Origin of the sequence: Hassallia byssoidea VB512170 (assembly GCF_000817785.2) — a bacterium.
GTDB classification, from domain to species: Bacteria; Cyanobacteriota; Cyanobacteriia; order Cyanobacteriales; family Nostocaceae; genus Hassallia; species Hassallia carrinoi.
Genome location: NZ_JTCM02000043.1, coordinates 39,546 through 52,929 on the forward strand (window position 1 = coordinate 39,546; position 13,384 = coordinate 52,929).

The following is a 13,384-nucleotide window of genomic DNA, read 5'->3' on the forward strand; positions in this document are numbered from 1 at the left end:
TGCAACAGCAGCATCCGCATTGGGAAATTTGGGGGATGCGGCAAAACCCTACGTTAAAGATATCGCTGACTTCCTCAAAGATAAAACTGTTGACTCAGATGTTCGTGCAACAGCAGCATCCGCATTGGGAAATATAGAACAACTGAATCTGGATAACATTGTCGTAATTCTAGATTCCGTCTATTATGCAGGTCAATCAGAATTTGAACAGTGGCGTTTCTTAACCTATTTCCTTGGTGGTGGTACTAATGAAGTGAAAACGCTGCTGATATGGCTTGGCAATCCTAAATCATTGCCTGAGAAACTTACACACGATGAAGGCAAAAAAACCCTGGAAGTCTTTAAAAAAGCCTGGGAAGCCAGTAAGACTCAGAAGCTGAAGCGATTGCAAGACGACTTAGCAAAGCAAATAGGCTATGTTGTTGCTAGCAAAAAAGTCTCATGGAAAGCACAAGATATTAAGTTACTGTCAGACCACTACAACAACCTGAAAGGCAAACATAACGAAGCGGATACAGTGCAGTCGGTGATTAATAATCTCGAAGGTTGGAAGTGGTTCTTCGCTGCCAAAAACACCTTTATTATTCATATTACCTTTTGGCTTGCGCTTATCTTTGCTTACCCCAAATTTCCCCAAGTTCAAGCTATCTTCTTCTGGAACCCGTGGGTACGTCGCATTCTCGGTGTCGGTTACGTCGGCTTTCTCCTCGCTTGGGTTCCCTTTTTGCGTCGCAAATTATTTGAACCGTTTCAGCCTTCTCTTTTAGCAGATGCAGGATTAAGCAATTTTAATTCCCAAGCATATTTTCCCCAATCCGGTGTTGTAGAGACGCGATTAATCGCGTCTTCTTCATCCCAAAATTTCACGTCTTCATCCGAACAAAAACAAATCCGATTGATTACGCAAGAGATTCCCAGCATCAAAGGGCAAATCGTTTTAGAAGGCGATTCTGGTTTAGGCAAGTCGATGTTTCTCCGTTATCTGGTAAAATCTTCTCAAGCTATTGTCGTTTATCTGCCGGCGCACAAGTGCGATAAAGGTGTAATTGAGGCAATTCAAGCAAAGCTGCACGGACAAGCACAAGATGCAGAATTTCTGAAAAACCTGATTTACAGCGGTGCGATAGATATTTGCATCGATGGACTGAACGAAGTTACAGCAGACACACGAGCGAAAATTACGCAGTTTGTCGAGAGCTACTTTCGCGGTAACATCATTATGACTACCCAACCGTTAGAGTGGATACCACCCTCAACGGCAAAGATGTATTACTTGCAACCTTTAGAACCTCAGCAAATTGAGGAATTTTTGATTACTCGACAGCCGCGACTACCCAAAGATGCGAAAATTCAAGGTACTGCTTACAATCAAGCTTGCAAAAACTATTTAACAGAAGCTTTCAACCAACACCAATCTCGTGAAGAGTTAGAAGCAGCACAACGAACTCTTTCCAATCCGATGGATTTAACTTTGGTTGCTCAAATGTTATCACAAGGCAAGCAACCAGATTTGTTTCGCTTGCAAGAACAACAATATAAAGAAATGGCAGCAGAATACTTGCAAGAATGGAAGCATGAATTTCCCTTGAAAAAATTCTCCGAAGCTGTCTACCAAATGCGGTTAAATGATGAGAAAGCTTTATCAGGTGAGCTTTTCTATCAAGAATTACACTCGATGGAAGATGAGAAATATAAAATGGTTGTCAGCCGTCAGTGGCAAGATGAAAAAGGAGAACCTAAGAAAGAATGCTACTTCCGCCATGATAAGATTATGGACTTCTTTCTAGTACAAACTTTTCTCGGCGATGGTGACGCAGCAGAACAACGCCTGATTGACCACATGAGCGATCCGCGCTTTCGGGGTGTATACTTTTTGTTAGCAACTTTGCTACAGTTAGATAAGGCTAAAGCACTGCGAGAAGAGTTGATTCAATACGCTGCCAATACGAAGGATCATACTGTGAGTGATACGTTTGTGCAGTTGTTGCGGTCTAGATGATTTAAACGCAAAGGGACGCGGAGTTTTTGTAAGAGTAGACCTCTTGCATAAATCAAAAATAAAGAACCCCACCCCGCATTTGCTGACGCAAACGCTCCCCTCCCCGCAAGCGGGGAGGGGTTGGGGGTGGGGTATTAGGGAAGGAGTGCAAGAGGTCTAGTGAAGACTGACAGTATTTTTTATGAATTATTTGCCGAGTTTCCCAGTATCTTCTTTGATTTGATTGGGCGATCGCCTACCAATACTCAAGGTTATCAGTTCCGCTCGGTCGAAATCAAACAAACCGCTTTCCGAATTGATGGAGTTTTTCTACCACCTGAAAATAGTGCTGACAAAACTATATATTTCTGTGAAGTACAGTTTCAAAAAGATGAATTTCTCTATCATCGGCTATTTGCGGAACTTTTCCTGTTTTTAGACCAGAATCCAGCTACCGTTGACTGGTACGCTGTTATCATCTACCCCAGACGCAGTTTAGAACCTGATGAAACCAGACTTTATCAGGTTTTGCTCGAAAGTCACAAAGTACAGCGCGTTTACCTCGATGAACTCGATACCGCAAACCAATCTTTAGGCGTTAACGTTGTTAAATTAGTAGTAGAACCAGAACAAACCGCTGTGAATCGCGCTGTTTCACTCATCGACCAAACAAGGCAAGAAATAACAGACACCATTACCAGCCAAGCAATAATAGATTTAATTGAGACGATTATAGTTTACAAATTTCCCCTGTTAAGTCGCCAAGAGGTAGAAAATATGCTAAAATTAAGCGCACTAAAACAAACTAGAGTTTACCAAGAAGCACTAGAAGAAGGTCGCGAAGAAGGTAAGCTAGCTGCTGTTCCACTACTGTTGAAAGCAGGTGTGACTGTCGAACAAATAGCCGAACAGCTAGATATTGATATTGAAGCTGTTCGGCAGGCAGCACAACAATCTTAAAGCAGACTACAAAGCGCAGAAGATAATCATACCAATTGGCACTTCTAGGTAGTAAGCGCTTCAGCGCTTTATAAAGCACTGAAGTGCTTACTACGTAGTTTCATTACATTTCTACAACTTCACGCACTAATTGCGCTAATTTTTCCGCACTGTCGGGAACTGCGATCGCTTTACTTTTTGAAGCCATATCAGCCAATTCCGGTGATTGCAATAAATACAAAACTTTACTTTGCAATACTTCAGCGCTTAACTCTGATTGCTTGAATGCGATCGCTGCACCGACTGAGGTAAATACTTCCGCATTGTAAGTTTGATGATCTTCTGCCGCAAATGGATAAGGAATCAAAATTGACGGTACACCACATACTGCCAATTCTGTCAAGCTTCCCGCACCAGAACGACTAATTGCTAAATCAGCGCGTTTTAACAATCCCGCCATATTGTCATAAAACGGTAACACAATATATTGCGGATGCTGTAACTTATCGGCTTCTGGGTCATTATCTCCGGTCAAATGGACAACCCAAGCACCAGCATCAAACCAAGCTGTAACGCATTCACGCACCAACTTATTAATAGCGACTGCACCTTGGCTACCACCAAAGACGACAATTAAAGGAACATTCTCCGGAATCGGTAAATCTAGGGGGACAATTCCCGAATTCAAAAATGGCGATCGCACCGGAGTATTTGTATAAATAGTTTTGGCACGAGGTAGATATTTAGCCGCAACTTCAAATCCCACCGCTACAGCATTACACCAGGGACCAAAAAAGCGTGTTACTTTACCAGGTAAGGCGTTAGACTCGTGGAGAATCACAGGTAAACCAAGCGATCGCGCGGCAATTACAGCAGGACCTGCGATATAACCACCCGTAGTAAAGACACCTTGAAAATTACCTTTTTTCAGAAGTTTTCTAACTTGGAGAATCGAACCGACGAGTTTACCAAAAATTCGTAAAGATGAAAATCCCAACCCTTGCTGAAATCCTTCAACTGCAATAGTATTCAAGGGGTACTGCTTGGGAACAAGCGATCGTTCTAGCCGATTCGGGACACCAAGCCACTCAATTTGATAATCTGGCAATTGTTCAGCAAGTGCGATCGCCGGAAATAAGTGTCCACCAGTTCCACTAGCAGCTATTAATAATCGTATCGGTGCGTTAACCATCAACCCTCTACCGTTGTGCTTTCAAGCTTAACTAAGATAAAACAATTTACGACCCTTCTTTCGCTAAATCCTGAACCTATCAACAATGCCTAACCTAATTGTCTTACTACTTAAACGCCAAAGAAAATTTTTAGCCTCAAACTGGCTAATTTTGTTTTTACTGACACTTGGTTTATTATCCGGTTGGAAATGCGCTCAAGCGAGTACCCCAGACACCGCACCTCCAGCACTGAAAAATTTATTGACGCAAATTGATACAGCAGCAAGTCAAGGCAATGTGACAAAAGTAATGCAGTTTTACAGTCCCAATTTTACTACTGGGGATGGCTTAACTCACGCCAATATGCAAAAAGCCTTGGTTGGACTGTGGCAGCGGTATCCACAATTAAAATACACTACCCAACTGCGATCTTGGAAATCAGAAGGTAATGCCATTATCGCCGAAACGGTGACTAATATAACCGGCTCACCCTCTGCCAATAGTAATAACTTAGCTCTAAATGCGACAATTACATCTCGTCAGCGCATTTCTGGTACGCAAATTGTCCGTCAAGACATTTTGACCGAACGCACTCAACTTAGCTCTGGTGCTAAACCACCGCAAATTAACATTAATTTACCACAGCAAGTGCGAGTCGGACAGCAATATAATTTTGATGCGATCGTTACTGAACCGCTTGGTGAAGATTTTATTTTAGGTGCCGCTTTAGAAGAACCGATTCAACCAGAAAAATATCTTTCTCCCACATCGGTTGATTTAGAATTGCTGACAACAGGTGGACTTTTTAAAGTTGGAAAAGCACCTTCTACCCCTGGTAATCAATGGCTTTCTGCGGTAATTTTACGGGGAGAAGGTATGACAATGGTAACTCAAAGGTTGCAGGTTGTGAAATAAGTAGTTAGGAGTCAAAAGTCAAAAGTCCAAAGTCAAAAGTCAAAAGTCCAAAGTCCAAAGTCTATTGACGATTGACTATTGACGATTGACTATTGACTCTTGACTCTTGACCCTTGACGATTGACTATTGACTAAACATGATTTCAATTCAAAATCAAATTGTTTTAATTACGGGTGCAAGCAGTGGTATTGGTGCAGCTTGTGCGAGAATTTTAGCAGATGCGGGTGCAAAATTGATTTTAGCAGCGCGTCGGCAAGAACGTTTGCAGCAGCTAGCTGCGGAACTAGATAATAAGAGTGCTGATATTCATTTACTACAGTTAGATGTGCGCGATCGCTTGGCTGTAGAATCGGCTATCTCTAACCTACCCCCAGAGTGGTCAGATATCGACATTTTAATTAACAATGCTGGTTTGAGTCGCGGTTTAGACAAACTCCACGAAGGTGACACTCAAGACTGGGATGAAATGATTGATACCAATATCAAAGGTTTACTTTACCTCACCCGTTATGTTGTCCCAGGAATGGTGAAGCGGAATCGCGGTCATGTGGTAAATATTGGTTCGATTGCCGGACATCAAATCTATCCCAAAGGTAACGTTTATTGTGGCACGAAAGCCGCAGTGAAAGCAATTTCTGAAGGTTTAAAACAAGACCTTTTAGGAACCCCGATACGTGTAACTTCCGTTGATCCGGGTATGGTAGAAACAGAATTTAGTCAAGTGCGCTTTCATGGGGATAGCGATCGCGCTCAACAAGTTTACCAAGGAGTAACTCCCCTGACACCAGATGATGTCGCTGACGTGATATTTTTCTGCGTCACCCGACCAACTCACGTCAATATTAACGAAGTTATATTAATGCCAGTTGACCAAGCCAGCGTCACTATGGTAAATAGGCGAACAGAAAATTAGAAGTTCGTAGTGAGCGATTTATCGCTCAATTCAAGAGCTAAAGCTTTTACTACGAACTTTCACAACTTATCAAACTAATTCATATTATCGCTAAATTCAAGGGCTAAAGCCCTTACTACGAACTTTCACAAATCTTCCCCATTCCCTACTCCCTAGATGATTGGTGATATTGCATTGCTTTGGCATAATCGCCTAAAGCATAGCAAGCTACTCTTAAACTGGTAAGAGCTAGTTGTTCGCTGCGAGGGTCTTTAAGTGACCTAGCTAAATTTAAACGTTCTTCATAGAATGTAATCGCTTTGGTATAATCGCCCAAAGCTTCACAAGCAACTCCTAAACTGCCGAGAGACTGTTCTTCGCTACGTTTATCATTAAGTTTTCTGGCTATATGCAAGCGTTCTTCATAATATATAATAGATGACGCATAATCGCCGATCGCATAACAAGCATTACCGAGGTTTTTCAGCACCTGAGACGCATTGCGGTGGTTGTTGAGAGAACGCGATATTGTGACACACTGTTGATAGTAGGCGATCGCTTTCGGATAATCGCTCAAAGCATACCAAGCATTGCCGATATTTTTTAGCACTTGTTCCTCACCCCAGTGGTCTTGAAGTTCGCGAACAAATTCTAAGCTTTGCTGCTGATACTCAATCGCCTTTGCCATTTCGCCCAAAGCTTTATAAACTAATCCTAGGTTATTCAGTGCTGCTACTTGAGTTCGCTTATCTTGCAACTGCTGCGATATTTTCAAGCACTCTTGCAAAAACTCAATTGCTTTTTGATGCTCGTTTAGGTGACGATAAGAATTACCTAAATGAGAAAACGCTTGCACTCTCACCCGCAAATTAGAAGAATCTTTAGTTAAAGATAGACACTGCCCAGAGTAAGAAATTGCGCTTTTGTAATCTCCTGAAGTATAAGCCACTAGCGCTAAATAAGAAAGCGCCTGCGCCTGTCTTTCTAAGTCCCCAAAAGCTTGAGACAGTGCTAAGGATTCTTGTAAGGACTTCATCGCAGCAGTTAAATCTCCTGCTTGTTGTTGTTGAACTCCTTGTCGCAGTAGCTTAGAAGCATCGGATGAGTGGTCGTCACTATCTTGTGGAAGTAGCATTTCACGTTGTAAATTTTTATCAAAGTCATGGCTAATTGTGCCGCGTTTCCTTGCATTCGTATGTATTGTAGTTACTGGCAAGGGAACTGTGTTTTTTGAGTTAAGATTCGATTCGCCTTTCCACATCAACCAATCCCTGATATTTGTAATGATATGTTTAGTGTTCCCAGAAATCGGATGTATCTTTCATGATGGAAAGAGTTTTGGAACCTGAGGTGATGGATAGTCTCACTGAAGCTATTGAATATGATGCAATGGATTTCACTGAGGTAAATACGGCTTTTGCCAAAAGTGCGATCGCGTAGCGTCTTTGTTCGCGAAGCGTCTCCGATAGGAGAAGGAGAATCGCTCTTGGACCCCCACAAGGTATAATCTTGGATGCTGGCACTGGTACTGGTCGCATTCCCCTTTTAATCTCTCAAATGCGCTCAAAATGGCAAATTATCGCTATTGACACTGCGAAAAGTATGCTGGAAGTTGCCGCACAACACGTTCAAGAGGCTAAGAAAGCAATCTTCAATTCGTCTGGAATTAGTGGATGCGAAATCTTTGCCTTACGAGGACGGGCATTTTGATATGATTATCTCTAATAGCCTTGTCCATCATTTACCCGATCCGTTGCCGTTCTTTAAAGAACTCAAGCGTGTGGTAAAATCTAATGGTGGTATTTTCATGCGCGATTTAATTCGACCAGCGAATGCCCAAATTATGAATGCTTTAGTTGATAGCATCGGTGAAGAATACGATGAGTATCAAAAAAAGTTATTCCGCGATTCTCTTCACGCTGCACTGACGCTAGATGAAGTAAACCAGCTAATTTCCCTGTCGGGTTTACTTAATGTAAAAGTCTATCAAAGTTCCGACCGCCATTGGACAGCTGAACGAGGTTGGTGTAACTAATGGCTGGTAATACAAAGTTGCGTTCCTCGATATTACTTGTAGGACAAAAGCGTGATGCCAGAAGAGATAAATATGCAAAATTATTCGCAAGTTCAGAAGCTGCGCTGGCTGGTTATAGCAGGAGTTTTTCTTTTTTCTATAGGATTAACTGGTTTTATTGCCTACACGCTGGGAAAAGCCAATGTGCCTCGTGTTCAGCAACAACAAGCGTGCCGTAAATTCAATCGCGGTAAGTTTAAAGCTGTAGATGTTGCTTCTGCGGGTTTGATACCTGGTGTAAAGGATGTGTTAGCTGAGTTAGAAAAGGTGCAGATTGAGTTAGTTAAAACAAGGACGAGATTTACAGACCAGGCTCCACCTGTTATTAACGTGAAGAATCAAGAAGCAGCTTTAAATTCTTTGTTGGAACAGCGTATAAAGGGCATCTGTCAAGTTATTCAAGAAATTTAGGCGTGCTAATAAGCGCCTTTGCTTCGTGTGGTCACTATATCATTATTAGCTGCCCATTGTCTAATATCTTGACGAGCGATCGCAGCTGCCATTAAATCGGGAAATTTATCAGGAGTGCAGGCAAACGCGGCAATACCAAATTCTGTTAATGATAAAGCAATAGAGCGATCGTACATCGGTGCCCCATCATCATTCAACGCTAATAAGGCGATAAATTGCACCCCAGCATTCACCATTGCTGCAACTCGCTTGAGCATTTCTTTCTTATCGCCACCTTCATACAAATCACTTATTAACACTACAATTGTATCTTGGGGCTGTTGCACAAAACCTTGACAATATGCTAAGGCTCTATTAATATCAGTTCCACCACCCAATTGAGTGCCAAATAGTAAATCTACTGGGTCTTGCGCTTCATCAGTCAAATCTACAACTTCGGTATCAAACGCAACTATGCGCGTCTGCACTGCTGATAAAGATGCCAATACACATCCAAAAATACCTGCATAAACAACAGAAGTTGCCATCGAGCCACTTTGGTCAATGCAAAGTATGATGTTGCGTAAATTACTTCGCTTGCGTCCATAACCGATTCTAACTTCTGGAATAATAGTACGATATTTAGGTTGATAATGCTTGAGATTAGCGCGGATGGTGCGATTCCAATCAATTTCGTTGTGTCGGGGACGACGGTTGCGGATGCTGCGGTTCAAGCTGCCGATAACAGCTTGACGCATCGGGTTAGCGAGTTTGCGTTGCAATTCCTCAACGACGCGACGCACAACCATGCGTGCAGTATCTTTAGTCTTGCTTGGCATAATATTGCTTAAAGAAAGCAAATTCGCCACTAAATGCACATCTGGCTCAACAGCTTCCAGCATTTCTGGTTCTAACAACATTTGACGCAAATTAAGACGTTCTAGCGCGTCGAGTTGCATCACCTTAACTACCGATGAAGGGAAATAAGTGCGGATGTCAGAAAGCCAACGAGCAACTTTTGGGGATGAAGAGCCTAAACCACCAGAGCGATCCGGATCGTACAATGCACTCAAGGCGTTGTCCATTGCCAAATCAGCACCGCTTAATCGACACCCTGTACCATCAGCTTCTTGACTTCCTAACAAAAGTCGCCAACGGCGTAAACGTTCGTCGTCATTTTGAGTCATACTTTACACTATATTTGAAACTTTCATCTATTGATTGGTCTTTTTGTATTCCACATTAATTCAAATTCCGCTTTTGTAATTTCAAATTCTTGTATATCCTCCTTAGACATGCGTTTATCACTTAACATGCCGTAATCATCTCCGAAGTGAGTAGCATCATAAAATAGAACGTTTCCGTTTTCGTAAACTTCTATTTGTCTGACGACGCGTGAATTATCATTAATTTCCATAAAGTAAGTACTAGTACCCCACTCATCAAAAGCACCACCAAGGGATTCATCCCAAAACCATTTACAGTATTTCATAGCTTTCGCTCTATAGAGAAATACAATCTTACTTACTGTGCTGCATCGCCATTAAAAGCTAAATTATACAAAGTCTCAATCCTCCTCTTAGCGGATTTTTTGTTTCACGCAACAGACACTCCAGACGCAAAGACTTATCAATGAGTGCAAGAACAAAGATTGCATTATCAATATAAATAATATTATTCACTTAAGCTTTTATTAGCGTTTGTATGATAAGTATGACGCAAGATATCTCGCACTTCCATTAAAATTATTCCCAACTTATTTTTACCGCTGCCATTAGCACCACAACCCCAGTAATAATCAATCGGGGAATTTTCGACTATTTCTGCATCTTTTGTGTCAAGTAAAATTTCTCGGATATCCGCATGAGTTTCAAATTTTCGTAACACTGCTTTTTGCATAATATCATCTTTAACTTGTTCCCAATCTGGACGCAGGGGACGAGTTCTTTCGCGTCCCATTTTCGCTGCTTCTTTCGGTGTTTTCACTAAGCGAATTTGTTCAGCATCAGCTGTTTTGGGAAATTTTTGCGCTTGAAAATAGTGTTCGCTGGTAGACCAATATAACCCATCTAATTCAAAGCCGTGTGCGGAAAAGTTTGAGAAACAACCGTATTTTTCACGAGTGGTGTAAAAGTAAATTTTCATAACGATTTATGATAAAGTAATAAATTTATTGTATGAATATTTTTGATATCATACCTGAGCGGGCGTTTTCTGTTGCTCTAAGTGCTGATATACTCAAACTTTGCAGCCCAGAGTCGAATGTATTTGGTGCTTGAAGTTGGGCGATCGCGCTTATGTGGAAGTCTTAACTTAAGTTATTAACAAATTCTTTGGTACGATGGGGTAGCCGCGCACTGCCCTGTGTGCTTTTCGCATAACATACAAGGAAAAACTTTCGCTTGCTTTGAAAGTAAACGACATAATGCGCGATCGAGCAACTAAGAACCACGCTTTTTGTGTTATAGTTGTGTTTAATTGAGTATTATTTTCGGTGATATGACTCCTTTTAATATAGTCTCTACTGAATCTAAATCTCTACATTTAAGATTTCTTGGAGATGTTTTATGTCCATTTATGTCGGTAATCTATCTTATGAAGTTACAAAAGAAGACCTAGAGCGAGCTTTTGGTGAATACGGCACAGTAAATCGCGTTCAGCTACCTAGCGATCGCGAAACAGGTCGTCCGAGAGGCTTTGCCTTTGTAGAAATGGCAAAAGAGGACGAAGAAACAGCGGCAATTGACGCGCTTGATGGCGCTGATTGGATGGGTCGTAGCTTAAAAGTTAATAAAGCTAAACCCCGTGAAGACAGAGGTTCCTCTGACAGACGAGGTGGTGGTGGAGGATACAACTCTCGTCGCTACTAAGCTTTAAGAGCAAGAGTTTAACTCGTTGGTCTTAAGGGTAGACTCGTTGTCTGCCCTTTTTTGCTCAACACCCCTAGGTCCGATGCTGGACAAAAATGGCACAAGCGTTCGTTTACTAGATCCTCGATCCCCCACGACATTTTACAGATGTTGGCTGTCCATTTTTGTCTACATGAGTGTGAAACCCCAAAACATCAATTTAATTGGAGATACAATGACCCAAATAATTCCCGGAGAAAATGAAGGAATAGAGTCAGCCTTACGCCGATTTAAACGAGAAGTTTCCAAAGCTGGGATTTTTCCAGACATGAAAAAGCATCGCCACTTTGAAACACCTCTGCAAAAACATAAGCGTAAAGCAGTTGCGAGACACAAACAAAGTAAAAGACGTTTTCGTAGTAATTAAGGATAACTCCTCACAAGCGGTTACTTTCACGCATAGAGGTTTCGATTGCGATAACAGCCAAGAGCGGAGAGTATCGAAGTTTTACGCTTTTTGAAACTGCCTCATCTTGCGACGGTGCTTTATCAGCATTGTAGGATCGAGCGATCGCCGTAGGTGTGAAAGTAACCGATCGAGGGATGTACAAGCACAGAAGAAAAAGCTGCACGCGATCGCACTACTCCCAAGCCACTGTTGAATTAAAAAATAGAGCCGATTCCGAAAAAAAGCACGTCCCAATAACAAAAATGTTAAAAGCTTGGTGACAAGGACTGGATTTTCGGAATTTTATAAGTGATATCCTTTGCAAATCATACATATTGTAGAGACGTTCCTTTCGTAACGTCTATGAGCGTTGGTTATGTGGGTATAGAGCTTACTTTCAAAAAAGAGTTATAGTTGCTAACAATATAGACAAATGTCCAGGTTGTTAGTTTGGAAGTTTAACCTTCACTGGGGAAACTACAATCCCCTCTATCCCTTGGGCGAAAGCTTCAGGGATTGCTTTTCTGAGGATATTTAACGATCCATTTACATCTGCATTAATCAATTTACCAGTAGCAGATTTAGTTAGGGTCGAGGGGAACATTACTGTTCCACCCCTCCCATCCGAAACCGTGCGTGCGACTTTCACCGCACACGGCTACGAGCGTGTGTTATCCATTTGTCACTACGGACTTCCTGACCTTGAACCCTTTAAAGAACGGAATATCATTGACCCATTCCCAGTCAAGTTTTTCCCAAAATTGAGAAAGTTTTTCTAGGAACTTTGAGTGGTCTTTTTTCCTTATTTCCTTAAGGTCAATCGCGGTCTTTTCGTCATGGCAGTGTCGATGTAATAGTTGTAGGTTTTTGTATTCATCCTTGCCGCCAATGGCTCTGGGAATGATGTGGTCTACTTCTAAAACATCCCATTCTTGAAAGCTTAATCCACACCAGGGACATTTACCATGAGTGTTGCTTAAGCAACTTAGCCTTACGATTAGGTATTTCAGGATGTGTCCCTAGTCTTGAACTCCAGTAAACCAGGTCGCCGTCGTAGGGGCTTTTATCGCCTTTAACTTTCACATAGTCAGTGCTACTGCATTCAACCTCATTATGTGATAGTAACCGGAGGGGGTTCGCTCTCCCTTCCCTGGTTGCGAATACCCAGTTGTCGCCTTCTATGGAAGTCCAGTATTTGTCATGAGCATCTTTGACATTTCCACATCGGCGTTTTGCCCATCGTCGAAGTTTCAGGTATGTAAGGTTATCTTGTTTTGACATTTCCCCAACGGTTTTAGCGTCGGAGTTTGAATAGTAGGAAGACCATCCCCTTATAACAGGGTTGAGGTCATTGATTAATGCCGCTTGGGGCGAAGACCTATGTTTTGTGATGATTCTTCTGATTTCCTCAATGTGAACCTTACTCGCCTTCGCGGATGGAGTGATGAGGGAATTAAAACCTAATATTGCACCGCAGTTGCCTTTGTTGCTGCGGTACTTCCCGGCGCGGTGTTGTTGCACATGATGACCAAGAAAATCAAATCCTGCAAAACCATCCTCACTTAATTCAGGATTGAATGTATGGGTTAACCGAGTTTTTTCGGGTTTTAATTCAAGTCCTATGCCAGATAACCATTCCGAAGTAATTAAAGTCAGCGACTCCCTCACGAGAGCCGCTGCTCTCCAAAACCGTGCTTGATGCTTTCCCATCACACGGCTCCTCAGT

At 42.0% G+C, this 13,384-nt stretch carries 13 protein-coding genes and 2 pseudogenes; 8 read left to right on the forward strand and 7 right to left on the reverse strand.

What is annotated here, in order from left to right:
* Together PI95_RS18620 and PI95_RS18625 are read left to right on the forward strand one after the other, a co-directional pair.
* Window positions 1–1,999, forward strand: a pseudogene (locus tag PI95_RS18620) (HEAT repeat domain-containing protein); the annotation flags it as partial.
* Window positions 2,000–2,158: 159 nt separating this feature from the next.
* The gene (locus PI95_RS18625; RefSeq protein ID WP_039752290.1) at window positions 2,159–2,938 is read left to right on the forward strand and encodes an Rpn family recombination-promoting nuclease/putative transposase; all 780 of its coding nucleotides are present in this window, start codon (window positions 2,159–2,161) and stop codon (window positions 2,936–2,938) included.
* Window positions 2,939–3,041: 103 nt separating this feature from the next.
* Here PI95_RS18625 and murG read toward each other — a convergent pair whose 3' ends face one another.
* On the reverse strand, window positions 3,042–4,109 hold the full coding sequence (gene murG, locus PI95_RS18630; protein ID WP_039752291.1) for an undecaprenyldiphospho-muramoylpentapeptide beta-N-acetylglucosaminyltransferase: 1,068 nt from the start codon (window positions 4,107–4,109) through the stop codon (window positions 3,042–3,044).
* 85 nt (window positions 4,110–4,194) lie between these two features.
* On the opposite strand from murG, the gene PI95_RS18635 reads away from it, so the two are divergent.
* Window positions 4,195–5,004 carry a DUF8623 domain-containing protein gene (locus PI95_RS18635; RefSeq protein WP_039752292.1) on the forward strand — a complete coding sequence of 270 codons (810 nt, stop codon included), beginning with the start codon at window positions 4,195–4,197 and terminating at the stop codon, window positions 5,002–5,004.
* Between the two features lie 137 nt (window positions 5,005–5,141).
* The gene (locus PI95_RS18640) at window positions 5,142–5,918 is read left to right on the forward strand and encodes an SDR family oxidoreductase (protein ID WP_039752293.1); all 777 of its coding nucleotides are present in this window, start codon (window positions 5,142–5,144) and stop codon (window positions 5,916–5,918) included.
* A 145-nt stretch (window positions 5,919–6,063) separates the two neighbouring features.
* On the opposite strand, the gene PI95_RS18645 is transcribed toward PI95_RS18640, so the two are convergent.
* Window positions 6,064–7,158 (reverse strand): tetratricopeptide repeat protein, encoded by a 1,095-nt coding sequence (locus tag PI95_RS18645; RefSeq protein WP_039752294.1) that lies wholly within the window; start codon window positions 7,156–7,158, stop codon window positions 6,064–6,066.
* Window positions 7,159–7,223: 65 nt separating this feature from the next.
* Here PI95_RS18645 and PI95_RS18650 point away from each other — a divergent pair.
* Window positions 7,224–7,932 (forward strand): annotated as a pseudogene (locus tag PI95_RS18650) (class I SAM-dependent methyltransferase).
* Between the two features lie 72 nt (window positions 7,933–8,004).
* Window positions 8,005–8,382, forward strand: coding sequence for a hypothetical protein (locus tag PI95_RS18655; protein WP_163518997.1), 378 nt, complete (start codon window positions 8,005–8,007; stop codon window positions 8,380–8,382).
* A 5-nt stretch (window positions 8,383–8,387) separates the two neighbouring features.
* On the opposite strand, the gene PI95_RS18660 is transcribed toward PI95_RS18655, so the two are convergent.
* The 3 genes from PI95_RS18660 to ybiA all read right to left on the reverse strand — a co-directional run bounded on the left by PI95_RS18660 (window position 8,388) and on the right by ybiA (window position 10,506).
* Entirely contained in the window at window positions 8,388–9,548 is a 1,161-nt protein-coding gene (locus PI95_RS18660) for a VWA domain-containing protein (protein ID WP_039752297.1), read from the reverse strand.
* 23 nt (window positions 9,549–9,571) lie between these two features.
* Entirely contained in the window at window positions 9,572–9,853 is a 282-nt protein-coding gene (locus tag PI95_RS18665; protein WP_039752299.1) for a hypothetical protein, read from the reverse strand.
* A gap of 182 nt (window positions 9,854–10,035) precedes the next feature.
* Entirely contained in the window at window positions 10,036–10,506 is a 471-nt protein-coding gene (ybiA, locus tag PI95_RS18670) for a riboflavin biosynthesis intermediates N-glycosidase (RefSeq protein WP_039752300.1), read from the reverse strand.
* A gap of 422 nt (window positions 10,507–10,928) precedes the next feature.
* Here ybiA and rbp point away from each other — a divergent pair, with 422 nt between their 5' ends.
* Both rbp and rpsU read left to right on the forward strand, forming a co-directional pair.
* Entirely contained in the window at window positions 10,929–11,231 is a 303-nt protein-coding gene (rbp, locus tag PI95_RS18675) for an RNA-binding regulator (RefSeq protein WP_039752301.1), read from the forward strand.
* Window positions 11,232–11,445: 214 nt separating this feature from the next.
* Window positions 11,446–11,637, forward strand: a complete 192-nt coding sequence (gene rpsU / locus PI95_RS18680; RefSeq protein ID WP_029637314.1) for a 30S ribosomal protein S21 — start codon at window positions 11,446–11,448, stop codon at window positions 11,635–11,637.
* 692 nt (window positions 11,638–12,329) lie between these two features.
* On the opposite strand, the gene PI95_RS36030 is transcribed toward rpsU, so the two are convergent.
* Together PI95_RS36030 and PI95_RS18685 are read right to left on the reverse strand one after the other, a co-directional pair.
* The gene (locus tag PI95_RS36030) at window positions 12,330–12,671 is read right to left on the reverse strand and encodes an HNH endonuclease (protein WP_336507250.1); all 342 of its coding nucleotides are present in this window, start codon (window positions 12,669–12,671) and stop codon (window positions 12,330–12,332) included.
* Window positions 12,619–13,384 (reverse strand): group II intron maturase-specific domain-containing protein (locus PI95_RS18685; RefSeq protein ID WP_272870718.1); only part of this gene is annotated, 766 nt, incomplete at its 5' end. The genes PI95_RS36030 and PI95_RS18685, both read right to left, overlap by 53 nt.

Bases quoted from the DNA above. Each gene is read 5' to 3' on its own strand.
- rbp (WP_039752301.1), top strand. From the start codon at position 10,929: ATGTCCATTTATGTCGGTAATCTATCTTATGAAGTTACAAAAGAAGAC.
- PI95_RS18655 (WP_163518997.1), top strand. From the start codon at position 8,005: ATGCAAAATTATTCGCAAGTTCAGAAGCTGCGCTGGCTGGTTATAGCA.
- PI95_RS18640 (WP_039752293.1), top strand. From the start codon at position 5,142: ATGATTTCAATTCAAAATCAAATTGTTTTAATTACGGGTGCAAGCAGT.
- ybiA (WP_039752300.1), bottom strand. From the start codon at position 10,506: ATGAAAATTTACTTTTACACCACTCGTGAAAAATACGGTTGTTTCTCA.
- murG (WP_039752291.1), bottom strand. From the start codon at position 4,109: ATGGTTAACGCACCGATACGATTATTAATAGCTGCTAGTGGAACTGGT.
- PI95_RS18635 (WP_039752292.1), top strand. From the start codon at position 4,195: ATGCCTAACCTAATTGTCTTACTACTTAAACGCCAAAGAAAATTTTTA.
- PI95_RS18660 (WP_039752297.1), bottom strand. From the start codon at position 9,548: ATGACTCAAAATGACGACGAACGTTTACGCCGTTGGCGACTTTTGTTA.
- PI95_RS18665 (WP_039752299.1), bottom strand. From the start codon at position 9,853: ATGAAATACTGTAAATGGTTTTGGGATGAATCCCTTGGTGGTGCTTTT.
- PI95_RS18645 (WP_039752294.1), bottom strand. From the start codon at position 7,158: ATGTGGAAAGGCGAATCGAATCTTAACTCAAAAAACACAGTTCCCTTG.
- rpsU (WP_029637314.1), top strand. From the start codon at position 11,446: ATGACCCAAATAATTCCCGGAGAAAATGAAGGAATAGAGTCAGCCTTA.